Origin of the sequence: Bradyrhizobium sp. C-145 (assembly GCF_023375135.1) — a bacterium.
GTDB classification, from domain to species: domain Bacteria; phylum Pseudomonadota; class Alphaproteobacteria; order Rhizobiales; family Xanthobacteraceae; genus Bradyrhizobium; species Bradyrhizobium zhanjiangense.
The window spans coordinates 4,536,866-4,562,151 of the sequence record NZ_CP088150.1 but is presented as its reverse complement, the minus strand read 5'-3'; the positions used below and the strand labels follow the sequence as shown (position 1 = coordinate 4,562,151).

The 25,286-nt window shown below is 61.5% G+C and carries 21 protein-coding genes; 16 read left to right on the top strand and 5 right to left on the bottom strand.

Annotation, left to right across the window (positions count from 1 at the left end; genetic code table 11):
- Window positions 1–6 precede the first annotated feature (6 nt).
- From LRP30_RS21265 to LRP30_RS21210, 13 genes are all read left to right on the top strand, one after another.
- A complete protein-coding gene (locus LRP30_RS21265) occupies window positions 7–1,686 on the top strand; it encodes a HAMP domain-containing methyl-accepting chemotaxis protein (protein WP_249761573.1) in 1,680 nt (559 codons plus the stop codon).
- A gap of 111 nt (window positions 1,687–1,797) precedes the next feature.
- Window positions 1,798–2,082, top strand: coding sequence for a hypothetical protein (locus LRP30_RS21260; protein WP_091897071.1), 285 nt, complete (start codon window positions 1,798–1,800; stop codon window positions 2,080–2,082).
- A 193-nt stretch (window positions 2,083–2,275) separates the two neighbouring features.
- The gene (locus LRP30_RS21255) at window positions 2,276–2,503 is read left to right on the top strand and encodes a hypothetical protein (protein ID WP_176946055.1); all 228 of its coding nucleotides are present in this window, start codon (window positions 2,276–2,278) and stop codon (window positions 2,501–2,503) included.
- Window positions 2,504–3,482: 979 nt separating this feature from the next.
- Complete coding sequence (locus LRP30_RS21250; RefSeq protein ID WP_249761572.1) at window positions 3,483–5,174, top strand: methyl-accepting chemotaxis protein; 1,692 nt, start codon at window positions 3,483–3,485, stop codon at window positions 5,172–5,174.
- A gap of 500 nt (window positions 5,175–5,674) precedes the next feature.
- The gene (locus tag LRP30_RS45255; protein WP_346016233.1) at window positions 5,675–6,520 is read left to right on the top strand and encodes a reverse transcriptase domain-containing protein; all 846 of its coding nucleotides are present in this window, start codon (window positions 5,675–5,677) and stop codon (window positions 6,518–6,520) included.
- Window positions 6,517–7,134 (top strand): maturase, encoded by a 618-nt coding sequence (locus LRP30_RS45250; protein ID WP_346016232.1) that lies wholly within the window; start codon window positions 6,517–6,519, stop codon window positions 7,132–7,134. Before LRP30_RS45255 ends, LRP30_RS45250 begins: the two co-directional genes overlap by 4 nt.
- A gap of 334 nt (window positions 7,135–7,468) precedes the next feature.
- Window positions 7,469–8,740, top strand: coding sequence for a sulfite dehydrogenase (gene soxC, locus LRP30_RS21240; RefSeq protein ID WP_249761806.1), 1,272 nt, complete (start codon window positions 7,469–7,471; stop codon window positions 8,738–8,740).
- Complete coding sequence (locus LRP30_RS21235; RefSeq protein ID WP_249761571.1) at window positions 8,727–9,266, top strand: cytochrome c; 540 nt, start codon at window positions 8,727–8,729, stop codon at window positions 9,264–9,266. The genes soxC and LRP30_RS21235 overlap by 14 nt, the downstream gene beginning before the upstream one ends.
- A 209-nt stretch (window positions 9,267–9,475) precedes the next feature.
- Window positions 9,476–10,459, top strand: coding sequence for an ABC transporter substrate-binding protein (locus tag LRP30_RS21230; protein ID WP_249761570.1), 984 nt, complete (start codon window positions 9,476–9,478; stop codon window positions 10,457–10,459).
- Between the two features lie 212 nt (window positions 10,460–10,671).
- Window positions 10,672–11,115, top strand: a complete 444-nt coding sequence (locus LRP30_RS21225; RefSeq protein ID WP_249761569.1) for a PaaI family thioesterase — start codon at window positions 10,672–10,674, stop codon at window positions 11,113–11,115.
- 283 nt (window positions 11,116–11,398) lie between these two features.
- Window positions 11,399–12,547, top strand: a complete 1,149-nt coding sequence (locus tag LRP30_RS21220) for an adenylate/guanylate cyclase domain-containing protein (RefSeq protein WP_249761568.1) — start codon at window positions 11,399–11,401, stop codon at window positions 12,545–12,547.
- Between the two features lie 452 nt (window positions 12,548–12,999).
- Window positions 13,000–13,971, top strand: a complete 972-nt coding sequence (locus tag LRP30_RS21215) for a PAS domain S-box protein (protein WP_130219228.1) — start codon at window positions 13,000–13,002, stop codon at window positions 13,969–13,971.
- Between the two features lie 48 nt (window positions 13,972–14,019).
- Entirely contained in the window at window positions 14,020–14,400 is a 381-nt protein-coding gene (locus LRP30_RS21210; protein ID WP_091899093.1) for a nuclear transport factor 2 family protein, read from the top strand.
- A gap of 219 nt (window positions 14,401–14,619) precedes the next feature.
- Here the strand turns inward: LRP30_RS21210 and LRP30_RS21205 are convergent, their stop codons facing one another.
- Entirely contained in the window at window positions 14,620–15,402 is a 783-nt protein-coding gene (locus tag LRP30_RS21205) for a hypothetical protein (RefSeq protein ID WP_249761567.1), read from the bottom strand.
- A 71-nt stretch (window positions 15,403–15,473) separates the two neighbouring features.
- On the opposite strand from LRP30_RS21205, the gene LRP30_RS21200 reads away from it, so the two are divergent.
- Window positions 15,474–15,875 carry a hypothetical protein gene (locus tag LRP30_RS21200; RefSeq protein WP_249761566.1) on the top strand — a complete coding sequence of 134 codons (402 nt, stop codon included), beginning with the start codon at window positions 15,474–15,476 and terminating at the stop codon, window positions 15,873–15,875.
- Between the two features lie 559 nt (window positions 15,876–16,434).
- On the opposite strand, the gene LRP30_RS21195 is transcribed toward LRP30_RS21200, so the two are convergent.
- The 3 genes from LRP30_RS21195 to LRP30_RS21185 form a co-directional block, all read right to left on the bottom strand.
- A complete protein-coding gene (locus tag LRP30_RS21195) occupies window positions 16,435–17,634 on the bottom strand; it encodes an IS91 family transposase (RefSeq protein WP_249757957.1) in 1,200 nt (399 codons plus the stop codon).
- 10 nt (window positions 17,635–17,644) lie between these two features.
- On the bottom strand, window positions 17,645–18,520 hold the full coding sequence (locus LRP30_RS21190; RefSeq protein WP_249757956.1) for a site-specific integrase: 876 nt from the start codon (window positions 18,518–18,520) through the stop codon (window positions 17,645–17,647).
- 276 nt (window positions 18,521–18,796) lie between these two features.
- The gene (locus LRP30_RS21185; protein ID WP_249761565.1) at window positions 18,797–20,380 is read right to left on the bottom strand and encodes a hypothetical protein; all 1,584 of its coding nucleotides are present in this window, start codon (window positions 20,378–20,380) and stop codon (window positions 18,797–18,799) included.
- Window positions 20,381–20,625: 245 nt separating this feature from the next.
- Here LRP30_RS21185 and istA point away from each other — a divergent pair, with 245 nt between their 5' ends.
- Window positions 20,626–22,128, top strand: a complete 1,503-nt coding sequence (gene istA / locus LRP30_RS21180) for an IS21 family transposase (RefSeq protein WP_249761693.1) — start codon at window positions 20,626–20,628, stop codon at window positions 22,126–22,128.
- A complete protein-coding gene (gene istB, locus LRP30_RS21175; RefSeq protein ID WP_249756397.1) occupies window positions 22,125–22,967 on the top strand; it encodes an IS21-like element helper ATPase IstB in 843 nt (280 codons plus the stop codon). Before istA ends, istB begins: the two co-directional genes overlap by 4 nt.
- Before the next feature lie 98 nt (window positions 22,968–23,065).
- Here the strand turns inward: istB and LRP30_RS21170 are convergent, their stop codons facing one another.
- A complete protein-coding gene (locus LRP30_RS21170) occupies window positions 23,066–24,880 on the bottom strand; it encodes an AAA family ATPase (protein ID WP_249761564.1) in 1,815 nt (604 codons plus the stop codon).
- Between the last annotated feature and the right edge of the window lie 406 nt (window positions 24,881–25,286).

Here is a 25,286-nt window from a genome sequence, read left to right as displayed (position 1 = left end):
ATTGCAATGCTTACGAACGTCAAGATCGCCGGTCGCCTTATGATCGACTTCGGCTTACTCCTAGTATTGACGGCCGCGATCGGCGGGTACTCAATCTATGCCTCCTACAACGCGAATGACGCTTTCGCGGTGGTGGTCAGACAAAAGAATCACGTCGTCGATGACGAGCGCATAGAAAAGCGTGTCTTCGAGGCACGCATGCACGTTTGGCTTGCTCTAGCGACCGATGACCAGTTGCATTGGGCAAAGGCCACCGACGCTTATAGGAAGGCGCTCGTACTACTCGATGAGCTCATTGCCGACACGAAGGACGCCGCCCGCCTGATCCGGGCCAAGGAGCTGAAGGCGGCGGTCGAAGACAACCAAGCTAAGGCGCTCAGGCTGAGGGAGTTCAAGGGAAGAAATACCGCTCTGGATACCTCAGAGGCAAAGTCGGCAGTCAGTGCAGCTCTCGCGGCTGGGGCCAATATTGAAACCATTGCTGAGCCACTCGCCGAGGATTACGAGAAAGCGTCGCAAGCGACGGTATCGAGGGCGGAAGAGAATCTTGTCACAGCCATAAAGATGGCCTCGGTCCTCGGGATTCTGAGTCTGCTGATTGGTGTTGCGCTCTCGGTCGTTACCTCGCGGAGCATCAGCACCCCGATTCGAGCGCTGACCGGTTCGATGTTGGAGCTTGCAAATGGAAATTTTGATGTTGTGCTTCCTGGTCTTGGTCGCCGAGACGAAATTGGTGCGATTGCAAGTGCGGTTGAACGCTTCAAGCTCAAGGCGGCCGAAAAGGCACGAGCCGAAGCCGAGGCCAAAGCCGACCAGGATCGCATGGCGGCCGAGCAGCGGAAGGCGGATATGCGCAAGCTCGCTGATCTGTTTGAAGCCGCCGCGGGCGAGATTGTCGAAACCCTCTCCTCTGCGTCCACTGAGCTCGAGGCCTCCGCCGGGTCGCTGACGAAAACCGCCGATTCGGCCCAGCATCAATCCAGCGCAGCCGCATCAGCATCCGAGCAGGCCTCAGCGAGCGTGCAGTCGGTCGCTTCGGCCACCGAAGAAATGGCGGCTTCGGTCAACGAGATCAGCCGGCAGGTGCAAGAATCAGCACGCATTGCCGGTGCAGCGGTGCGCCAGGCGGAGGGCGCTGATGAACGAGTCCATTCGCTTTCGCAGGCCGCAAGCAAGATAGGAACGATCATCGAGATCATCAATGCGATCGCCGGACAAACCAACCTTCTTGCCTTGAATGCGACGATTGAAGCGGCTCGGGCTGGAGAAGCTGGTCGCGGATTCGCGGTCGTTGCGTCAGAGGTAAAAACCCTGGCTGAACAGACGGCCAAGGCAACCAAGGAAATCAGCGATCAGATCGTCGGAATCCAGTCGTCCACCCGCGAGTCCGTTGCGAGCCTCAACGAGGTTAGCGGCGTCATTAGGCGGATTTCAGAAATTTGTGCCACCATCGCCGCAGCGGTCGAGGAGCAGGGCGCCGCCAACCACGAGATTACGCGCAACGTACAGCAGGCTGCGATTGGGGTTGCCGAGGTCGCCTCGAACATCGCCGAGGTGAACCGGGGCGCTGGCGAAACGGGCACTGCATCTACCCAGGCTCTTGCCGCGGCGAAATTGTTGTCTCAGGACAGCAGCCGTTTGAAGCTGGAAGTACAGAAATTTCTAGCTAACGTGCGGGCAGCTTAGCCAGCAGCGAACATTGAAGCTTTTGGCTCGCAGGACTTTAGCCGAACCGTGCGAGTTTCGACCGCCCTTTACCAAAAATGCATCCAGCGCAGGAGAGAAGGTACTTTAGCAATGAGTGAAGTCATTCAACTAAAACTCAAGAGCCCAAGATCCGCCGACGACAGCATCGAGATAATCGCGACGCGATACCCGGATCTCGCTGATGCCATGGTCCATTTCGCTCGCATCAAGAGCCTCTCGAAGGAGATGTTAATCGTCGCGCTCAATCAGCTCGACGACGCAGCTCGCTCAACGCGAGAGAGAGCAACGTCTTCCTCAGAAACGTCTGCTCTGCACCAACTGGGCATGTTCTTGTCGATCCTCGCGCAGCTTCGCACTACCATCAATCGGCTGTGAGCGTGCGGTTATCGTGCCGACTTTCCTCGCATCGAGGAGCGAAAGGCCGGTCCTGGATGCGGTGAGATTGATCGTTCTCTAGGCAGGGTCCGCTCAGCGGAGTGAACTGCTTCATCAGACTGCTTACGCAGTGGATCGTTGACCCAAGAAGGGCAGGGTCGGGGAGGACTTGATAACCGGATGGAGCCTTACAGTGCGCGCAATCGCCCAGGGAGGGAGAAGCGGTCAGATTGAATTGCTGGTGAACTATACGGCCGGGGATGGCTTTTTATTCCGTCAACGTGCGCTTGCTGCAATCAGGCGGGACTTGCAACTCAACGTGGCCGGCCTGACCGTTGCCCTTCTTCTCTCCGGGCTGTTCTCGTGGATGTTGGCACGCGGATCATCGGCCCAGTCGCGATTGCCTCCAAAGCGGCAATGAGCATTGCTGATGGTGACTTGAATACGGACGTTCCGAAGGGCAGCGTGATGAGCTGGGTACCCTCCTGAGCGGAATGGGGAGGATGCGGGACAACATCAAGGCGATGATGGATCGCCAGGCGGCCCAGCGGCGCTCGGCCCAGGCACGCCTGTCCGGGTGCCCTCCAGAAGTCCCGCGAGGGCGTCCTCCTCGATAGTGGCGATGGCCAGATCGCCCTTCCAATTCCAGAGCCAAGCGAATTCATTCATTGCGTGCCACAGCTCGTTCACCCCGGTTGGTTGCGGGGGGCGCGGGTATCAAGCGAGGACAACTCACCCTGACTCACTCTCCGAGGCAACTTTAGCGATGGCGAGCGTGGAAGCCCACTCCCGGACGGTAGGTGGCTGCGGGTCAGCCGCAGCCCGACCTAGGAGGGCGGGTTATGCTCGTCTACAGCGACATTACCGGTTTGAAGCAGCTTCCGACGCTGCACCCGACGATGATGCGATGGCCCACCAGTTCATAGGGCGCTCTTGTTGCGCTGGCAGCATCCAAACAGAGGGCTCTGCGGCCCGATCAGTTCATCCCGCTTGAAGAAATGGTCTCATTGCTCCGCTCGGGGAAAGGTCAGCGAAAGCGATCACGGGCGCCCTGGCGTCATCCCGTTGGTAGCGTCGCGCCGCTACCCCGCGAGCGCCCGCCCGCACCAGCCGCAACTCTGGCGTGGCTAAGGGAGGGGAAGGCCTAGTGTGCTCTTTCAGGAGGTTGTCCATCTGGTCCTCGGCAATACAGGTCGATCACGTACAATTCACGCAAAAGTTGTCCTCGGTTTGTCGAGCAGCGTCAGGGAGTAACAATCGCTTAAAGGAAGATCGATACAAACTCTAGCACGAATGGGCACGGGGCTGACAGCAATTTGGTCCTGGTCCGGGGAGAGAGACGACCGCCCGAGATGCATTGGGGCCGGAGGGCGTCATTTTTGATGTTTTCGGGGCATGTCATGTTTTCCAAGATCTCCATACGAACCAAGATTACCGCGGTCGTCGCCGGCCTCTTGCTGGCTCTGATCGCCACCGGCGCTTTCGCAGTCTGGAATATGCAGGTGATCAACGCAGCGGTCGTCGACATCCGGAGCAACTGGCTTCCGAGCGTCCGCGTGATCGGCGAGTTGCGCGCAACCACCATCACTTACCGCAACGCTGTGCGGCAGCATCTTTTGTTCGACCGTGTGCAGGACAAGGCGGACCTTGATAAGCGCATCGAGCCGATCGTTGAAAGGATGGCGCAGAACATTGCGGACTACGAGAAGCTAATCTCCGCTCCGCAGGAGCGTGCGCTCTTTGACGAATGGCACGGCCTCTGGAACGAGTACATGAGGGGCGCTCAGGAGGTGCTGCTTCTGTCGCGCGCTGCGGCTGGTCGTTTTCCTCAAGAGGCCAACGATCTCAACAGTAGGACCGTGAATCCCATTGGCCTCAATGCCGATAAGGTCCTGGCGAGTGCCATTGACCTCAACAACAAGGGCGCGGACGCTGCGGGAGCCGAGGCCGCGATCGCCTACAGTCGTGCGGTCAAGACCCTAGTGACGACAGTGACGATCGCCGGAATCCTCGGTGCCCTCGTTGCCTTCTTCGTGATGAGAACCGTATCGCAAGGCATCAAGGCAATCGTCTCGCCGATGCAGGCCCTCAGCGCCGGCGATCTGTCGGCAGAAGTAACCCATCAGGGCGAGCGCACCGAGATCGGCCAGATGGCCGATGCGTTGCAGGTGTTCAAGCAGGCGCTGATCGCCAAGAAGGATGCAGAGGAGGCGCGAGCCGAGCAGGAGCACCAGCAGGCCGAGCTCCGGAGCCGCGAGATGCATCGCCTTGCCGACCTGTTCGAAGGTGCGGTGGGCGAAATCGTTCAGACGGTCTCCTCTACGTCGAGCCAACTCGAGGCATCGGCGGGCACGCTGAGGGCGACGGCCGAGCGTACCCAAGATGTAGCGACCGGCGTCGCTGCCGCCTCCGAGGAGACGACGACCAATGTCCAGTCGGTGGCGTCCGCTTCCGAAGAGTTGGCCGCGTCGGTGGGAGAAGTCGGCCGGCAAGTGCAAGAATCCTCGCGCATCGCCACCGAGGCGGTGCAACAGGCCAGGGTCACGAATGAGCAGATCACCCGCCTGGCGCAAGCGGCCGTGCGAATTGGCGACGTCGTCGACCTTATCAACAGCATCGCAGCGCAAACCAATCTCCTAGCACTCAATGCGACGATCGAGGCCGCGCGCGCGGGTGATGCCGGTCGTGGCTTCGCGGTCGTGGCGAGCGAGGTCAAGGCGCTGGCTGAACAGACCGCGAAGGCCACCGAGGAGATCAGGTTGCAGGTCAGTGGTATGCAGGACGCCACCGGAAAATCGGTCGCGGCCATTGCCGATATCGGCGGTACTATTTCCAGAATGTCCGAAATCGCGACCGCCGTGGCTGTTGCAGTGGAGCAGCAGGGCGCGGCGACGGGCGAAATTGCCCGGAACATCCAGCAGGCGGCCCAGGGCACCGGCGACGTCAGCGTCGGCGTCGCCGACGTGCAACGCGGCGCAGCCGAGACGGGCAGCGCATCGGCTCAACTCCTGTCATCTGCCAGGCTTTTGTCGCGCGATTCGACACGTCTCAAGGACGAGGTCGCGCATTTCCTGCGCACTGTTCGCGCGTGATCGGTCTCGGTGCAGAAGCAGGTTCAGCTCCAACGGCTTGGCAGTTCCGGGGGACGCCCTGAGTTGCCGACCGGCTCCTCAGGTCTTGGCCCAACTCGGAGTGCGCCAGTTTAGCTGGCAAAGAATAGGAGGTGAAAGTCCCCCACGGGGTAAGGAATAGCCAACCGCCCCGACCCCGAGTGATGCACAGCGACCCGCGAGGGGCGACGTGAAGCGTTCACAGGGGAGACCACGGGCCAGTATTGAGCTGCGAAACGGGTCCAATTTCGAGGTGCCGATCTCGTTCCGTTGAAGAGAAGGCAACATCGTCCCATGACGTAGTGGCTTGCATGGGAAGAACCTCGCGCAGTCGGAGACCTTGTGCACGTGGAGAAGTTCTTTGCACGGAAACTGGGAGATCTCATCCGTGTCCGGAGAGGCACGCCGGACCGGTTCATGAAGGCGACAGCCGAACGATGAGCACGTACGCGGATGAGAAGTCGGACGAGGGAGTATTACCGATGAAGCGGCCGAACAAAGAGGGCGCGCCCTCAGTGGAGGCCGTGGAGGAAAGGACCTCGCCCGAGGGGAATAACGGCGGCCAGGCGACCGCGGCCCGGACACAGCGCCGGGGTACCGCGTCGAACGGGCTTGCCGCCGTGCGCCAAGCGGCGCGACAGAGCAAGAGTGTGCGGTTCACCGCACTGCTGCATCACATCACCGTCGACCTCCTGGAGCAGAGTTACTGCGCACTTGAGCAAGACTCGGCGCCAGGCATCGACGGCGTGACATGGCAGGCCTACGGAGAAAACCTCGAAGAGAAACTGACGGATCTGCGCGACCGCATACACAAGGGCGGCTACCGCGCCCGCCCGGCCCGACGGACCTACATCCCGAAGGCGGACGGATCTCAGCGGCCGCTCGCCATCTTGTGTGTCGAGGACAAGATCGTCCAGCAGGCGGTCGCGACAGTTCTGGAAGCCATCTACGAGGAGGACTTCGTCGGTTTTTCCTATGGATTTCGACCGGGGCGCGGTCAGCACGATGCGCTGGACGCTCTTCACGTCGGCATTCTCAGGAAGCGAGTGAACTGGGTGCTGGATGCGGATATCCGGGGCTTTTACGATGCCATGGCCCACGCGTGGATCATCCGTTTCCTCGAGCACCGTATCGCGGATAAGCGCATCCTGCGCCTGATTGCGAAGTGGCTCAAGGTCGGCATCATTGAGGATGGACGCGTGACGCGCAGTCAGTGCGGCACGACGCAAGGGGCGGTGATTTCACCGATCCTTGCCAACGCTTACCTGCACTACGCGTACGATCTGTGGGTCCACAGATGGCGGCAGACCAAGCGACCGGCGACATGATCATCGTGCGCTTTGCCGATCATACGATCGTTGGCTTTGAGCACGAGCATGAGGCGAAGGACTTTCTGCAGGACCTGCACGAAAGACTGCGCTCGTTCGAACTGGCGTTGGACCCGGACAAGACCCGGCTGATCCGCTTCGGTCGCCACGCGGCCAAGCAACGTGAGAGACGTGGCGAAGGGAAGCCCGAAACGTTCGATTTCTTGGGCTTCACCCCCACTTCTGCACGCGATCACGCAAGTGGGGCTCTTTCGTCATCGGGCGCAAGACGATCAAGAATCGCATGCGAGCCAAGCTCAAGGCGATCAAGATGGAGTTGCGCAAGCGTATGCACGACCCCGTCACGCAAACCGGGAGCATGGGTGAAGCAGATGCTGCAAGGGCATCTGAACTACTTTGCCGTCTCGGGTAACCACCCGAGCACGTGGTGGTTCTGCAATCAGGTGCGGTGGCTCTGGCTGAAGACGCTTCGGCGACGGAGTCAGAAGGCCGATCTCTCCTGGGAGCGCTTCATCCGCCTCGTCGAACGCTTCTTTCCGCCAATTAAGACACTACACCCGCTGCCCTGTCACCGTTTCGACGCCAAAACCCGAGGGAGGAGCCCGGTGCGTTAGCAGCGCTCGCCGGGATCTGGGCGGGGGGCGAGGAGCAATCCTCGTCCCTAGCGCGACCATCGAGGCACTGGTTTTGACCATGTTGTTTGTGCGACATTCTGGCCAACATGAAGGTCTTTTGAAAGGGCGTGGGACCTTATACACTTCTTTAGAGCTGCTTTTCGGGACGTGCCGACGTCTCCATTCGAGTGAAATGGCAGCGGGGAATGCCGTCGGCGGGCATCTCACCCTCAATAGATCCGACGTCCTTTTGTGCCGGTCTCCTCACCGAGCATTCAGCGTGCGGGCAGGCACGTGAAATGCTTCGTTTGATCGCAACGAGGAAGTGCCGCCCATGGCTGGAAAAAAACATCCCGAACCAAGCGATCCGGCGGCGGGCAATGGAATTTTGAGTCGCCGCGTCTTTCTTGAAGGCGCTCTCGTTTTCGGTGCGACCGGTGCGGGGCTGTCCGGCGGATCGGCAGAACAGCTTACGGTGCAGCCGTGGATGAAGGTGCCGGGTGCGGGATTTGCGGGCTATGGCCAGCCCTCACCGTTCGAAAGCAGGGTGGTCAAAGTGTTTCCGCCGCCGCCGAACCCGCCCGGTGTCGGCGCGTCACGCACGCCGCTGCACATGCTCGACGGAATGATCACTCCATCCGGACTGCATTTCGAACGTAGCCATTCCGGCACCCCAGAAATAGATCCCGATCAACACCGGCTGGTGATCCATGGACTTGTGAAGCGTCCGCTTGTGTTTACGGTCGAAGCGCTATCGCGCTATCCGATGCAATCGCGCATCGCTTTCATCGAGTGTGGCGGCAACAGCCTGGCGCTCAACGCGCCTCAGGTCCAGCCGCTCAATGTGGCGGCTATTCACGGCCTCATGGGTTGCTCGGAATGGACTGGCGTGCGGCTCTCCACGTTGCTCGACGAAGCCGGCATCGAACCCGAGGCGCGCTGGGTGATCGCCGAGGGCGCTGATGCTGCCGCCATGAGCCGTAGCATCCCACTCACCAAGGCGATGGATGATGCGCTGCTCTGTCTCTATCAGAACGGCGAGCGAGTGCGGCCTTCGAATGGCTATCCGGTGCGGCTGCTGTTGCCTGGTTTTGAGGGCAACATGAATGTGAAGTGGCTGCGCCGCCTCAAGCTGACTACCGGCCCCGCCATGACCAAAGACGAAACATCGAAGTACACGATCCTGCTCAAGAACGAAAAGGCCTGGCAGTTCGTGTTTCCGATGGAAGTCAAATCCGTCATCACGCGGCCGTCGCCGGGGCTCGCCCTGAGGGGACCGGGATTCTACGAGATTTCCGGACTTGCCTGGTCGGGCAACGGCAACATCCGGCAGGTCGACGTGTCGGCTGACGGCGGACGAAGCTGGGCGCCGGCGGCTTTGCAGGGCCCGATCCTGCCAAAGGCCCCCGTGCGCTTCCGCGCAGCGTGGCAATGGAACGGCGGTCCCGCCGTGCTGCAGAGCCGCGCCACCGACGACACGGGCATGGTGCAGCCAACGCGCGCACAGTTCGCCGACGAGCGCGGCTTACGTGGGATTTATCACTACAACGCCATCGCAAGCTGGCGCATCGACGAGAAGGGGGAGGCCAGCAATGTTTACGCTTAAACCCATTGCAGTCTGCGTAACTATGCTGACCATTGCACCGCCGGCCCTGGCCCAAGCCCCGCAGCTCGGCCAACCAATCACGCCCGCTGATATCGAAGCGTGGGACATCAGCATCGGACCGGATGGCGCAGGTCTGCCGCCTGGTCGCGGCACCGCAATCGAGGGGGAAGCGATCTATGTAGCGAAATGTCAGGCCTGTCACGGCGAGAAGGGAACCAGCCCCAGTGTGGCGCTCGCTGGAGCGCTCGCCGGCGGCATGGGCACACTGGCGCCGAACAAAACACCGATAAAGACTGTGGGAAGTTACTGGCCCTACGCAACGACGCTGTTCGATTACACCCGTCGCGCAATGCCATTCCAGGAATCGAAATCGCTGACCGCGGACGAGGTCTACGCCGTATCGGCCTATATCCTCAATCTCAACGGCATCGTCGGATCGAACGATGTGATGGATGCGCAGTCGCTGCCCAAGGTGAGAATGCCGAACCAGGATGGGTTCATCCCGTTCCCGCGCAATCCGAAGTAGCTTCGGGGCGACCTTGATCGGCTAGTGGCCCCTGACTGACCTCCGCCAGAGCGCTGGGATGTCCGCTTCGTAGAGGTGACCCGACCAATGTCATTGTGGCTACCAGGGCAGCCTTTGAGCTGACATTGCCGCGCTCATTGCGCTGCAGCGCGGTACAGACAAGCCCAAAAGCTGCTATACTCGCGAGCAGTCTCTGGCTGGAGCAGCACATGAGACGACGCGAATTCATCACATTACTCGGCAGCACGGCTGCGATGTGGCCACGCCTAGCACGCGCGCAACGGCCGCATCGCATCCCCAAAATTGGTGTCCTCTGGCATGCCGCCAACATCGAAGAAGAAACTCCGTACTATCAGTCCCTGGTTGAGGGGTTCAGGAAGCAGGGCTATGTCGACGGACAGAACATAACGCTAGAACATCGCTTTCCTGATGAAGTGCCCGAGGTTTTCGACAGGATGGCAGCCGAACTCGTATCTTTAATGTGTGATGTATTGGTTGGTGCCGGGGCGGCTGCGCCGCACTTAAAGAAGGCGACCAAAACAATTCCAATAGTCTTTCTGTTCGGTTTTGACCCTATCGGAGCCGGCCTGATCGAAAACTTTGCACGACCCGGTGGGAATGTTACGGGATTGTCGAATTTTTCTGTCCAGCTCAGTGCGAAGCGATTGCAGTATCTTAAGGAGATTGTCCCGACGGTTACGCGTGTTGGCTTGCTCATCAATCCAAACGTCAAAATATCGAGCCTCTATGTTCAGGAGGCGACCGAGGCAGGGATAAAGCTCGGCGTTGATACCCAAGGTTTCGAGGTCCGCGCGCTCGGCGATTTCGAGCCCGCATTTGACGCGATGGTAAAGGCAGGCATGCAAGGGGTGGTCGCTAACGGCGAAAGCTTGATCTTTCAGGCTAGGAAAGTGATCGCGGATCTCGCACTTGCGCGTAATTTGCCGAGCTGCGGCTACGTAAGAGAGCTTCTTGAGGCTGGAGGTCTTATCTCCTATGGAGTTGACCAGCGGGCGATGGCCCGCCGTGCGGCGGTTTACGTTGATCGGATTTTGAAGGGTGAAAAGCCCGCCGAATTACCCGTGGAGCAACCGACCAGATTTGAGCTGCTCATCAACCTAAGAACTGCCAACGCGCTCGGTGTGACCGTGCCTCCTACACTGATCGCCAACGCCGACGAGGTAATCGAATAGTGCATGCTACAAGTGCGGTAGACTGTTGTTGGCCCTTAGTCGAACCACGATAATCCCGTCGTGATGTCGGTTATCGTCGGTAGAGCAGACGTGTGGCCGCGCTCGCTTCGAAGGCCGCTTATGACCCAACTCGGACATTAGCAACTCACCCGACAAAACAAAGTCGGCTATGATGCGCTGGCTTACCACGCAGCCAATGTAAGGGCCCGCGCATGAACGATACTGCGATCCCCGATGGTTTCGAGCTCCGAACACGGCGGAGCCCTCTCACCGATCCTTGGGAGCCATTGTATTCAAAGCGGACGGACAAAGTCGTGATCATTGGATTGCGGTTGGCAGAGCCGCATACCAATGGTCACGGGCTAATTCACGGCGGGCTAATTGCGACGCTCGCTGATATCGCGATGGGCTATAGTTGCGGTTATCAGTTAGGCGCGGCGCAATTGGTGACGATCGGGCTCGCAGTGGATTACATCGGAAGCGCGCGGGTCGGACAATGGCTCACCGTCGAGCCGGAGGTGATCAAGACTGGCAGCACCATCTGCTTCGCGCAATGTTTCGTCAAAGCCGACGACGATGTCATCGCACGGGCGAGTGCGACATTCCGCGTGGTGCGTCAAACGGATCAAGCGCCTGCCTCGGGCGGTCGACGCTAGAGCCCGCGAGTCTCAACATGGATGTCCGCCTGTGGCCCTTCGCGACATTTGCACCGCCACCAGACCTCGGTCGCGAACGGGGCATAGCGGAAGTCGACGTACAGCCGAGTGTTGCAGATGGCGACGCTCGTGACCCATCGCGACAAAGTCCGCCCGAGGCTTCGATGTTGGCCGTGAGGAGTAAACCGGGCGTTGGCTTCCGGTGCTTCGGTGATAGTGTGAGCTGCGGTACCGAACGAAGCGACAGCGGTTTGCACGCGGTCGATAGCTGCTGGTGGAACGCATGAGCACACTGGAGCCGCCCGAGACGCGCTATACCCGGAGTGGCGAATTAAACATCGCCTATCAAGTGATGGGCGATGGTCCGATCGATTTGATATTCGTGCCAGGAATGATTACTCACGTGGAATTCCTACATGAAATTCCAGGCTATACCGATTTCCTGGACCGCCTCGCTACTTTTGCGCGGGTCGTTATTTTTGATAAGAGCGGCCAAGGCCTGTCTGATCGATACCTCGGCATGCCATCGTTCGAGCAGCGCATCGACGATGTCAGAGCCGTCATGGACGCGATCGGATCGAGGCGCGCGGTGCTGTTGGGCTGCTCTGAGGGCGGGTCGATCAGCGTCATGTTTGCTGCGACCTTTCCCGAAAGGGTCTCGCACCTCGTGCTCTTCGGCGCCTTTGCACGATTTAGCAGTGCCCCCGGCTATCCATTCAGGCCGTCGGGAGAGGACATAGTGAACCGCGTGGACAACTTGTGGGCAGCCGGCTGGGGTACTGGGGTAACCCTCCGCCACTTTCTCCCAAGCCACGCGGATGAGCCCGATGTTGCTCGACGGTACGCCAAGCTGGAACGCCTGGCATTTAGTCCAGGCGCTCTCAAGATGGCGGCTCGGTACAACATCGAGATCGATGTGAGGGCCATTCTTCCTTCCGTTCGAGTGCCGACGCTGGTGATACACCGTCAAAACGATGTCATGTCCATCGAGAATGGGCAGTTCTTGGCCTCGCAAATTCCGGGCGCTCAATTCTTGTGCTACGCAGATTGCAGTGACCACCTCATTTTTCCCGGAGACAGGCCGCGCTTGTGCGGCGATATCGAAGAGTTTGTTACGGGTCACCGGGAGCTGACTGCGCTGGATAGCGATCGCGTGCTGGTGACGGTGCTCTTTGCCGATATCGTCGATTCAACTCGGCGGGCGGCTGAGATGGGCGATCAGGCGTGGCGCCGGGTGCTTGATGAACACGACCAAACGGCGCGACACATCGTGATGCAGCATCGCGGGAAGCTAGTCAAAACGACCGGCGATGGATTTCTCGCCACGTTCGACGGACCGGGGGAGGGCAATCCGTTGCGCGCTGGCATTCGAAGCCGCAACGAGGCGCTTGGGTTTGCCTGTGCGGGCGGGGCTTCATACCGGCGAGATTGAGTTGCGCGGAGGGGATATCGGGGGTATCGCCGTACATGCCGCCGCGCGTGTAATGGCACATGCCGGACCAGATGAAGTGTTGGTGTCGCGAGTCGTCACCGGCCTAGTTGCCGGTGCCGGGCTGAAGTTCTCAGACCGCGGGACTCACGAGCTGAAGGGTCTACCCGGCCGATGGGACATCTTCGCGGCGAGCGCGTAATCGAGATAGGAGTTAGTATGCGCAACCGTTCCTTTGCCTATCGGAGAAGCCGTCGCTCGCCGGTTCGGGGTCTGCTTCGCGTGGCCGAGCGCGACGCGAATTGCTCGCGTTGAGCTTTTCTCAGTTTGACCCAAAGGCGAACTCATGAACTGGCACCAGATTTCTACGTTGGCGGGTCGATGCTGGACGGAACATTGGTGCTATGATTTTGCCGTCAAGGCCCGCTGAGCTTCTGGACCAGGGGATCATCCCTATGACGCGAAATAGCGACTTTGAAAATGCACTTCGCGAAAGTGAGCAACGGTTGCGCTGGCTCGCCTCCATAGTCGAATCCAGCGACGACGCGATTGTGAGCAAGAATCTCGATGGCATCATTTTGAGCTGGAACAGGGGTGCCGAGCGCATCTTCGGCTACTCGCCCAGTGAGGCGATTGGTCAGCCCATTACGCTTGTTATCCCTGAGGACCGGCAAAGCGAGGAGCGCGAGATACTTACTCGCATCAGGCGAGGTGAGCGCATCGACCATTTTGAGACTGTTCGCCAAACTAAGCACGGCAGCCTCATTGTCGTTTCGCTGACCGTTTCTCCTGTCAAGGATTCCAGCGGCAAGATCGTTGGCGCATCAAAGATCGCGAGAGATATCACCGAGCAAAAGAAAAATCAGGAGATGATCACGACATTGGCACGCGAGGCCGAGCACCGCAGCAAGAACATGCTCGCGAGCGTTCTGGCAGCAGTTAATCTTTCTCAATCAAGCTCGCCTGAAGATCTCAAACAGACGATTGTTGGGCGGATCGAAGCGCTTGCGAGGGTTTGCTCGCTCTTTGTCGCGACACGCTGGATAGGCGCCGATCTATCGGCGATTGCCGAACAGGAACTCGCTCCATATTCGGGGAAGGGACTGCTGATGGATGGACCGCATATCGTGTTAGAACCCGGCGTCGCTCAGGCAATTGCCATGACGCTGCACGAGCTGGCCACCAACGCCGCGAAGTACGGTGCTTTGTCCCAGTCCAACGGCCAGGTCCACCTGCAATGGTCGCACGAGGCTCGCGGTCAATTGGATCTACGCTGGACCGAGACAGGCGGTCCCGCCGCGCAGGAACCCACGCGAAAGGGCGTTGGTGGCCGCATCATTGAAGGAATGATCACTCAGCTAAAGGGAAAAGTTCACTTTGACTGGCGCAAAGACGGACTTGTCTGCGAAATTACACTGCCGGTCTGAGATCGCAACAAGCCCGATAGAGGCGGGAGGGGTAGGTGGGAGATTGAGATGGATGATCGAACCGTGCGACTGGCGTTGGAGCGCCATTGGGATGCTTCGGACACGAGCGACTTTAAGACCGAACACGAGATCTATCACGAGGATGCTGTGCTTGATTATCCGCAATCCGGCGAGCGGATACGGGGCCGGCACAACATTCAAGAGAGCAGGTTCGTCCAGCCAAACAAGAAGCGTTTTACGGTCCGGCGAATTATCGGGAGCGGTAATCTCTGGGTCACTGAATTCGTGCTTACCTACGACGATATGCCATCATACGCGGTGAGTATCATGGAATTCCGCGAAGGACTGGTCGCCAACGAAACGCAATATTTCGCCGATCGGTTTGACCCTGCACCCTCGCGTGCGCATCTTGTTGAGCGAGTGAGCTAGCGACGCCCTGCCTTCGCGACTGCTCATGGCCCATCGCTTCCGTTGACGAAGTGCAGCGACATGTCGGTTCACAAGGGTAGGCCGGAAGTTCGCATCCGAGAGCCAAACCGACGCGATTGACCCGAACCGGATGTTTGGCAATCCGACAAGAGACGTCGTGCGGGAAACGTCGAACAACTCGCTGCAAACAGAAGGGATGGCCCGCAGTTCAATGCAGCCTCACCCCCTCCATCCGGCCTTACTCAGACCGTCGACGAGATGCGCGTGGTCTTGTGGACGAAACCACGGGGCTCTGTTGCGGACATACATATCTAAGGCCCCCGGTGCGCGCGAGACGGCCTTTTCCAGTTCTTCCTTCGCTTCCGCTGTGCGGCCAAGCTGGCCCAGCGCCGCCGCGGACCAGCGGTAGATCATCGGAAAATTCGGATACGACCGGATCAGGCGTTTTGCGGCCTCGATCGAAGCCTCGTATTCGCCGCAGAAATATAAACCGCACGCAATGTGCAACAAGCGGACTGCCAGATAGGGATCGCGGGGATCGAGCCTGATACACACGTTGAGAGACATGACCCCCTCCTTGTGCCGTCCGGCAAAGATCAGCGTCGCGCCTCGATGGCCATGCGCGATCGCCAGATTTGGACTCATAGAGAGAGCTCGCTCGATCTCCGCCAACGCATCGTCGGCCTCGCCGCGTGCTTGCAAGGCCCAGCCAAGGCACGAACGGGCTTCGGCATCGGCACCATCGAGCGCGACCGCCCGCCGGGCCAAGGCCTCCGCCGAGCGTTGCGCGTCTCGCAGGCCAATCTTCTGGTAGAGCGCGGCCGCTTGCAGCTGGTACAGAGCGAGCGCGCTGTAGCTGCCGCTGAAGGTCGGGTCGAGATCGATCGCCTGTCTGAAGAATTTCTCGGCGCTTTCATCGTCCTCTGCGGTCGCTTTGCCCAGATGCCACAGGCCGCGCTGATAGGCGGCCCAGGCATCAAGGCTGCCCGGCGGCCTGCGCATGGCGCGTCGGAGCTCGGCGTCTGCAATGGCTCACCCGCTTCCTCAACGTCGAACGGCACCTTGTCGCGCGCGTGATTGAAGACAGTCTGAGAGATACAGATGCCGCCGGGTTCGGCGATGCTCTCGAGCCGGGCCGCAATGTTGACGCCGTCTCCAAAAATGTCATGGGCTTCGACGATGATGTCACCGATATTGAACCCCACACGGAAGAGAATGCGCCTGTCTTCCGCGTCGTCGCAGGTAAGTGCGTTGATGCGGGACTGAAATTGCATGGCAGCCCGCACCGCTTCGACTGCACTTGGAAACTCAGCCAAAAACCCGTCGCCGGTGTTCTTCACGATGCGGCCGCCGTGCTGCGCAATTGCGGGCTCGATACCTCCGGCGAGAAGGGCCGTCAGCTTGGCGTGTGTCGCCTCTTCGTCATTGTGCATGAGCCGAGAATAGCCGGCCACGTCGGCGGCCAAGATCGCTGATAATCTTCGCTCGACTCGGACCCGCTCTTGCACCATGGCCGCACCAGGCCCCACCGACCCACCATACTCTAAACGGATCAGAGCGCAGCGCCAAACGCGCTTTGACTTTCGGTCATGCGCTAAGTTGAAACGTCAACTGTGCTGACCCGGGGTGCGCCTGAGCTGACCCGCGGTGCGCACCAAATAGAGATCGAGTCCGGGCCGCCAATGTCGCCTTCTGTGAAGGGTTTCGGATGCCGGCCCAATGATTGACGGTGCCGCGGGCTCCGAGGGTCGGCGTCCGAAAGCCTCCAAGGGAGGAAACCGCGGGAGGGGATACGTTGGTGGTGCGGCGTGCGCTATGGGGATTTGAGCGCCGCGGGCGGAGCGTGCGATTGGGATCGAGCCGACGCAGCAAGCTGGCTGACGATGCCGCGGCTGATGGAAGAGCGACAGATTGCGTCGAACGCAGCAAATTGTCGGGCGATTTTAGACGACAGCTTTACATCTGAGTGCACTCTGCCGTGGCCGGTCGAGAGCCGGCGCGTGTAACGAGCAGATTTGTAGGACTTTGACGCGGTCATGAGGTGTCGATCCTGATGACGCTCTGAGGACCTGTTGGCTGGTACCGTGACGTTGCACCGCGCGCGAAGACCTCGATGACGATCATGCGACCGCCGCAGCACGGACAGCTCGGCTTGCTGGGATCGATGGCGGCAGCGGTGGGCTCATCTTGAGGTTTTGCAACGGCGAGCAGCTCACGGGCGCGGGCGATGTTATCGGCGCAAGCGCCTTTGGCGAACAGGCCGTAGTGGCGGATGCGGTGGAAGCCGCGTGGCAGCACGTGGATGAGGAAGCGGCGGATGAACTCGAAGGTCCCGAGCGTCATCTGCTTGTAGCGATCACGGCCCTCGATGCGATAGTCCTTCCACTTGAAGGTGACGCCACGCTGGTCGCAGGCAATCAGGCGGCTGTTGGCGATGGCAACACGGTGGGTGTAGCGCGACAGATAGGCCAGCACTGCCTCGGGACCGCCGAACGGCCGCTTGGCGTAGACGACCCACTCGGCCTTGCGCAGCGGGGTGAGGTAAGCTGCGAAGGATTGCGCCTCGGCGAGGTGGGCGTAATCGCCGAAGAAGCTGAGGCGGCCGGCTTGGTGGGCAGCGACGAGCTTCTCCAGGAACACGCGCCGGAACAGGCGGGAGAGTACGCGCACCGGCAGCAAGAAGCCCGGCCGGCACGATATCCAGCGCTTATTGTCCAGCGAGATGCCGCCGCCCGGCACGATCATGTGCACATGCGGGTGATGGGTGAGCGCCGAGCCCCAGGTGTGCAGCACGGAGGTAATGCCGATCCTGGCCCCCAAATGCTTCGGATCGGCGGCGATCGTCAGCATGGTCTCGGCCGAGACCTTGAACAAGAGGTCGTAGAGGACGGTCTTGTTCTGGTAAGCGATGTCGGCGATGGCCGCCGGCAGCGTGAACACCACATGATAGTACGGCACCGGCAGCAGCTCGGCCGCGCGGTCGGCAAGCCATTCCTTCGCGGCGGCGCCCTGGCACTTCGGGCAGTGCCGGTTGCGGCAGGAGTTGTAGGCGATGGTCGTATAGGCGCAGTCCTCACAGCGCGCGACATGGCCGCCGAGGGCTGCCGTGCGGCAGCGCTCGATCGCCGACATCACCTTGAGCTGGTGGAGGCTGACATGGCCGGCATGGGCCTTGCGCCATGCCGGGCCATGGTCGCGGAAGATATCCGCAACCTCCAAAGCCGGGCGCGACACCGCTTTGGCGTCAGCCGGGCGGCCGGATCTCCTTGAGTTTGAGCGCGATGTGCTCCAGCGGGCTCATGACCTCGCTGATCGTCTTGGTCGCGACGCGGGTATACAGCGCCGTGGTGTCGAGCTTGGCATGACCGAGCAGCACCTGGATCACGCGGACATCGATGTTCTGCTCCAGGAGGTGGGTAGCGAAGCTGTGCCGCAAGGTGTGCAGCGAGACGCGCTTGTTGATCTCCGCCATTTGCGCAGCGGCGTGACAGGCGCGATTGAGCTGGCGCGTGGTCATCGGCTGCGCCGGATCGCGTCCCGGGAACAGCCAACCCTGCGGACGCGCCGCCTTCCACCAGGCCCGCAGCAGGTCCAGCAGGCTCGGCGATAGCATGACGTGACGGTCCTTGCCGCCCTTGCCCTGCTCGACGCGGATGATCATGCGCTTGCTGTCGATATCGGAGACCTTGAGCGAGACCACTTCAGTGGCGCGCAGGCCAGCGCCGTAGGCCACGCTCAAGGCCGCCTTGTACTTCAGCCCCGGCGCGGCATCGAGCAGCCGCGCCACTTCCTCGACGCTGAGCACCACCGGCAGCTTGCGCGGCTCGTGAATGACATGGGTGTGTTCGACGATCTCGTGGCGCTTGAGCGTGACCCGAAAGAAGAACCGCAGCGTCGAGACGGTCTGGTTGATGGTCGGCACGCCAACGCCGCTTGCCGTCAGATGTAGCTGATAGCGGCGCACGTCCTCGAAGGTCGCCGTATCCGGCGAGCGCCCGAGAAACGCGGCGAAGTTCTTGATTCTTTGCACGTAGTCATGTTGGGTCTTCGGCGCGAGCTTGCGGATCGTCATGTCCTCGATCATGCGCCGGCGCAACGGGCTCATTGCCTCGTCGGTCATGGGGATGCTCCTGTCTTGGATGAAGGTTGCGAACCCCTCATCTCAAGACAGGACGCCCCGTCGCGCTATCGTCTTGGCTGTGTCGCCAGCCCCGGGGTCCTACCGCGCGAGCGGTTTAGTCCTTTGGCCCATACCGACGAAATCGGGCGTTCGTCCACCTGTCGGCTGCTGACGGTAAAGCGGACCTCACCCCCGTCGGCGAGATCGACGCGATTGACCCAACTCGGACCTTTAGCAGTTCGACGTAGTCAATGGGCCGCGCCACCCCCGGCAAATTTACGAGTTGAGGCCGTGACCGCCCAACTCACTCAGTAGGGCTCGGGCCTCCTGGAGGTCGACGGTATCGAAGCCTTCGGTGAACCAGCCGCAGATTCCCGTGAGGAGATCCAGCGCATTGTGTCGCTCGCCGCGTTCGGCCCAGAACCGAGCGAGCGAGGTCGCGGCGCGGAGCTCGAGGGACTTGGCTTGCTGATTGCGCGCGATCGCGAGCGCCGTTCGAAAGCAAGCCTCACAAGCCGGACCGTTTGCTGGACTGCGGCGAAGCAGCAATTCGCCCCTAAGCCGATGCAGCTCGGCCTCGTAAAAGCGTTCCGCCCGTTCCTGAACAATGCCGAGTCCCTGGGCGAGAACCGTGAGCCCCTCATCGATCCGGTTCGCTTTTTCACATGTTTCGGCAATCAGGGCGAGAAAACACGGCTGCCAGAGTCCAGCGCCTGTCGCGCGGAGATCGGCCAGCCCCTGCCGCATTTGCGCGATACACTCGTCAGGCTTCTGTCCGCTTTCGCTCAGCGCCCAACCGTGCAAGATCGCCCCCATCGGCCTCCAGAGGGGATAGCCGTGCTCGCTACAGAGCCGGATGGCTGCCTGTGCCATTTCTTCTGTGCTGGGCACTTCGCGGCGGAACTGGCGCAGCCATGCGGCCCAGACCAACGCCAAAGCGCGGCTGTGAGGATGCGAGAGTTCGTCAGCCAAAGCGAGCGCTCGCTGGCTTCTATCGAGGGCATGATCGGCAAAGCCCAGAAACCACCAGGCGAGAGCTGCATAAGAAAGACAGACGACGCCAGGATCAATGCCGTAGGTGTAGGCATGCGACCGCAGCAGCTTCGCATCGTAGAGTGCTGTCCCTTCCTCCAGTTTGGCGCGGGCGAGAGCTACCTCTCCAAGCCAGAGCAAGGGCACGCCATGAGCTCGGTGGGCCTCCACGAGCAGGGTCTGATCGCCCAGGCTCTGCCCCAGCTCGGTGAGCTGCTCCCCGACCTCGCGCGCCGCGATCAGATCGCCGCGGACGTGATAGATCCTGTACAGGCCGTGCAGCACCGGGAAAAGCTGGGGCGTGAGTTCGATGTGGCTACACAACGCCCTTGCCCGAACATAGGCCTGCTCCACCTCCGGCGCGGCATAGCCCTTGGTCGCCATCAGCGCCGATCCGAGCGCCAATTGCAGTTCTAGCTCGCGTTGCGCGCGTTCGGTGGAGTCTGGAGAAGCCTCGAGCAGCTCCAATCCGCGGGCCAAGTGACTGATCGCCTCCAGGTAGGCCGAGCGCTCCAGGGCTCGTGCGCCCGCCCTCTGGAGGTAAGCGACGGCCCGCTCTTTCAGCCCCGCCTCCGCATAGTGATGGCCGAGCAGCTCGGGCTCGGTCTCAGCAGATTCCGGAAAATGCTCTTCCAGCACGGCGGCAATCCTCGCATGAAGCTGCTGGCGACGGCTCCGCAGCAAGCTGCGATAAGCCACCTCATGCACGAGCGCGTGCTTGAAGCGGTAAGTCGCGTTCGGCGGTGTGCCGCGGCAGAATACAAGTTCCGAAGCACACAATCCTTTGAGTGCATCTTGCAGCGTGGCCTCACTCAGAGGGGCGGTCATGGAGACCAAGTCGTAGGAGAACTGCGCGGCGGCGATCAGGGTGAGACTCCAGCGACAATCAAGGTGAGACTGCGCCGATGGGGACGGACCGAAGGGAGGGCGTAGCCCGACCGGAGGACCGTCCCCATCGGCGTCGCGCGTTTTTGGACCCGTCTGGCGGCTGGGCGGGGCTGGTGCAAGCTTTTGATTCGTCTCGACAAGAGGGAATCGATGCCTTGCCTGGCCTTCACATCACCGACCACCAGATGAGGCTGTACATGACCTACCGACTGACATTGTCCCCCGAAGCGGCCGCGGCCAAGGCGGGGTTCTCGAAAGCGAGTGCGTATCGGATTGAGGGCGATGCGCGCCCGCCATCGCAGAAGAAGGCGCCGAGGGGCCGGCGACGATCCGATCCACTCGCGCCCTATTGGGACGCCGAGATCGTTCCGATCCTGAAGGCTGCTCCCGGCATCCGCGTGATCGGTGTGCTGGACGAACTGCGCCGGCGGCATCGCGACCTCAACCCCAACATCCGACGCACGCTGGAGCGGCGCATCAATGCGTGGCGGGCGCTCAACGGCCCCGAACAGGACGTGATCTTCCGCCAAGAGCACGAGCCCGGGCGGCTGGGTCTGTCCGACTTCACCGACGTGAGCGCGCTCGGCATTACCATCGTAGGTGAGCCACTCGATCACCGGCTCTATCACTTCCGGTTGGCGTTCTCCGGCTTCGAGCATGCCCATGTCGTGCTCGGGGGCGAAAGCTTCGTCGCCCTGGCGGAGGGCTTGCAGAACGCCCTGTGGGCGCTTGGCGGCGTTCCACGGGAGCATCGCAGCGACAGCCTATCGGCGGCGTTCCGCAATCTGGCGGCTGACGCGCGTGAGGATCTGACACAGCGCTACGCTGCGCTGATGGGCCACTATGGCATGGCACCAACACGCAACAATGCGGGCATTGCACACGAGAACGGCTCGATCGAGAGTGCGCACGGCCATCTCAAGCGCGCACTGGAAGATGCGCTGTTGCTGCGGGGGACGCGCGACTTCGCCAGTCTCGATGCCTACCGGGCTTTTGTCGACGAGATTGTCGGCCGGCGCAACGCCAATCTCGCCAAGCCGATCGCGCTCGAGAAGGAGGCATTGGCGCCGCTGCCGAAAGGCCGCACGACCGACTTCGACGAGAAAGTGATCCCGGTGACGTCGTCAGGCGGCTTCATCCTGCGGCGCGTGTTCTACACCGTTCCTTCAAGGCTGATTGGCCATCGCCTGCGTGTGCGCATCTTCGACGACCGGCTCGAATGCTTCCTCGGCGTCACGCCGGTTGTGACGTTGCGGCGCGGTCGGCCTGTGTCGGAGAGCCAGGGCGGGCATGTCGTCGATTATCGGCACGTCATCCATGCCCTGCGGCGCAAGCCGATGGCGCTCCTCAACCTCGTCTATCGCGACCAGCTCTTCCCGCGCGCCGCTTACAGACGCCTGTTCGAGACCTTGCGGGAGCACGGTGACGATCGGCGCGCCTGCAAGGTGACGGTCGAACTTCTAGCGCTGGCCCACGAGCGAGCCTGCGAAGCCGAGCTCGCCAAGGCGATCGCGATGGATCTGGACGCCGGACAGTTACCCGATCTTGCCGCGCTGCGCGACCGCTTCCGACCCGAGGCGGCCTCGATCCCGCGCGTCGCCGTCAAGCTGGCGCCGCTCGACGTCTACGATGAACTCGCCTCCGTCAGCGTCATGTCGGGCCGCTCGAATCTGGGAGAGGCAGCATGACCAGCATCGCCACCTCCGTCGATGCTGCTCGTGTCGAGTTGCTTCTCAATGAGCTCCGCCTGCCGGGCGTCAAGGCGATCTGGCCGAAGCTCGCCGCACAGTCGGACAAGGAAGGGTGGCCTGCCGCCCGCTTCCTCGCCGCCCTTGCCGAGCACGAGGCATCCGATCGTACCCGCCGTCGGATCGAGCGACACATGGTGGAAGCGCGTTTGCCCGCCGGCAAGACGCTCGCCACCTTCGACTTCGAGAGCGTGCCGATGCTATCAAAGGCACAGGCGATGGCGCTCGCTGCCGGCGACGCCTGGTTGAAGGCCGGCGCCAATTTGCTCTTGTTCGGTCCACCGGGCGGCGGCAAGACCCATCTCGGCGCGGCGATCGGCCTGGCTCTCGTCGAGAACGGTTGGCGCGTTCTCTTCGCGCGCACCACTGATCTGGTGCAACGGCTGCAGGTCGCGCGGCGCGAGCTGGCGCTGGAGTCCGCGATCGGCAAACTCGATCGCTATGACCTCCTGATCCTCGACGACATCACATATGTGAGCAAGGATCAGGCGGAAACCAGTGTGCTGTTCGAGTTGATCGCCGCCCGCTACGAACGACGCTCGCTGCTGATCACGGCCAATCAGCCATTTGGCGAATGGGGGCGTATCTTCCCGGACCAAGCAATGACGTTGGCTGCCATCGATCGTTTGGTCCACCACGCCACGATCCTCGAGATGAACGTCGAAAGTTACCGTCGAAAAGTTGCCCTCGATCGCAAGCGCGGTCCAGGCCGGCCGCCTGTTCACACTACCCCCAACGAACTCGACAAGACTGCGATTGACGCTGGCAGCGCCGCTTGATTGTCGCGCAGCGTCAATCAACGCTTGCCAAGCCGGCGGCCAGCGTCAATTATCTCCTGACTCGGCCGCCTCGTCTCATCTTGATTGACGCGCCGCTCTCATCCTGATTGTCGCGCTATAGAGAACTCCCGACCGATGCAGGCCGCGATTTGCGCCACTTGCTTGACGGGAGCGAACCGGTCGAGGCGAGCCATGAGGCTGTCGTGCAGCGTGGCCGGGATCGCGAGCGGCGGCAGGGGACCGCTGAGAATGTAGCGGTCGCTTTGCTCAGCCAGCATGCCGGACTCTAGGACTGTCTTAGTCAGCTCCTCGACGAACAACGGCACCCCATCTGTCCGGGCCAAGACCTGTGCGAGCACTTCCGTGGGCAGTGCCTTGCCGCCCGTCAGCTGTTCGATCAGGGACGTGCCCTGCCGGCGCCCGAGGCGGCTGAGAGTCAGCAGCGTGAGATGCGCGTGGCCAGTCCAGCGCGGGGAAAACTCGGGACGGCAGGTGATAAGCACCAGGATGGGCAGAGTCTGCACGCGCTCGATCGCCGACTCCAGCCATTCCAGCGTGGTCGGATCGGCCCAATGCACATCCTCATAGACGGCCAACACTGGCCGGTGCGCGGCCAGTCCCGTCAGTTGATCCATGAGCGCCTCGAAGGTGCGCCGCTTCTGCTGCTCTGGGCTTAGCTCGAGCGGTGGATAGCGGTCGGCGATCGGGATCGACAGCAGCGTGGCGAGTACCGGCGCGGCCCCGGCGACGTCCCGGGTTGCCGCGGCGATGAGCGCCTCCAGCTTATCGAGCTTCTCCAGCGGGTCGTCATTCCGGGCAAAACCAGCGGCTCGTTCGAGCAGATCGATTACGGGATAGAGCGGACTCGTCTGATGGAACGGCGAACAATAGTGACTTAACGGCGTGTAGGTCTCCCTTGCGAGACGCTCGCGCAGCGCACGGACTAGGCGCGACTTGCCGATGCCGGGCTCGCCCGACAACAGAACAACCTGCCCCTCGCCGTCACGGACCCGTGCCCACCGGTCGAGCAGCAGCGCCAGCTCCTGTTCGCGGCCGACGAGCGGCACCATCCCTGTCCCGTGCAGGGCCTCGAAGCGGTCCTCCGCTGCGCTTTGCCCCAGCACAAAAACGCGCACCGGCTCGCCAAAGCCAGCCAGCCGTCGCTCGCCAAGATCTTCAACCTCAAACAGCCTACCGAGGAGGCGGCACGTGCGTTCGGCAATCACGACCTGTCCGGGTCGTGCCAGTACCTGCAGCCGCGCGGCGAGATTGGGGGTCTCGCCGATGACGTCGCGCTCCTGAGCCTCCCCCGAGCCGACCAGATCGCCGACGACGACGAGACCGGTCGCGACGCCGACGCGCGCGGCCAACGGTTGGCCGCCCGGAGATGCGAGCCCAGCTACGGATAGAGTGACGGCGAGGCCGGCCCGGGCAGCCCGTTCCGCATCGTCCTCGTGCGCTTTAGGCCAACCAAAATAGGCCAGGACACCGTCACCCATGAACTTGGCGACATGCCCCTCGTAACGCGAAATCTCACCCGCGACCGTGTCCTGATAGCCGCGGATGACCTTGCGCATCTCTTCCGGATCGAGCCGCGACGCCAGCGCAGTCGAGCCAACCAGGTCGACGAACATCACCGTGACCTGGCGCCGCTCGGCCTCAGACGGCTGCAGGGCCGTTCCGGGTACCGCGGCGGGTGCGGTTATGGGAGGTGTCGTTGCCGGAACTGAGCTGGCGCGCAGAGCTGTTATCGCCGCGAGCAACTTTCGGCGATGGCCGATCGAACTCACGCCGAGTCCGATCAGATCCTCGGCCGTGAGATCGGCAAGGATCTCAGCGTCGACGTCGTTCTCGCGGAACGCCTGCTCGTACTGTCCCATCCCCAGACCACGCAGCCAGGTAGCGACGTCCATGGGCTCCTCCCGCTCCACGGTCCTCTGAGCGTTAGGTACTCCAGCCTACCTCAAAATGATGTGCAGGGGGCGCGGTGAAACGTCACGAGTTGACTGCGGAGGAAGGGCAGCTTCTGGCCTATACCGACGAAATCGGGCGTTCGTCCACCTGTCGGCTGCTGACGGTAAAGCGGACCTCACCCCGTCGGCGAGATCGACGCGATTGACCCTGAGCCGACTTGGTGGCTCACTCGATATTGCGTTCGGCGCGGCCTGCCATAGGTGCTGGTACCGTTTGCATCTCTGGCTCCTCCGAATCGTGGGGCCTTAACACCACCTACATCCATGGCGCTCATGCGCCGTAGGAGGAGCCGTCCACAGCATCAAAATCGGGTTGTGCGTGGCCCCGTCTTCGGCGGTGCCTGAG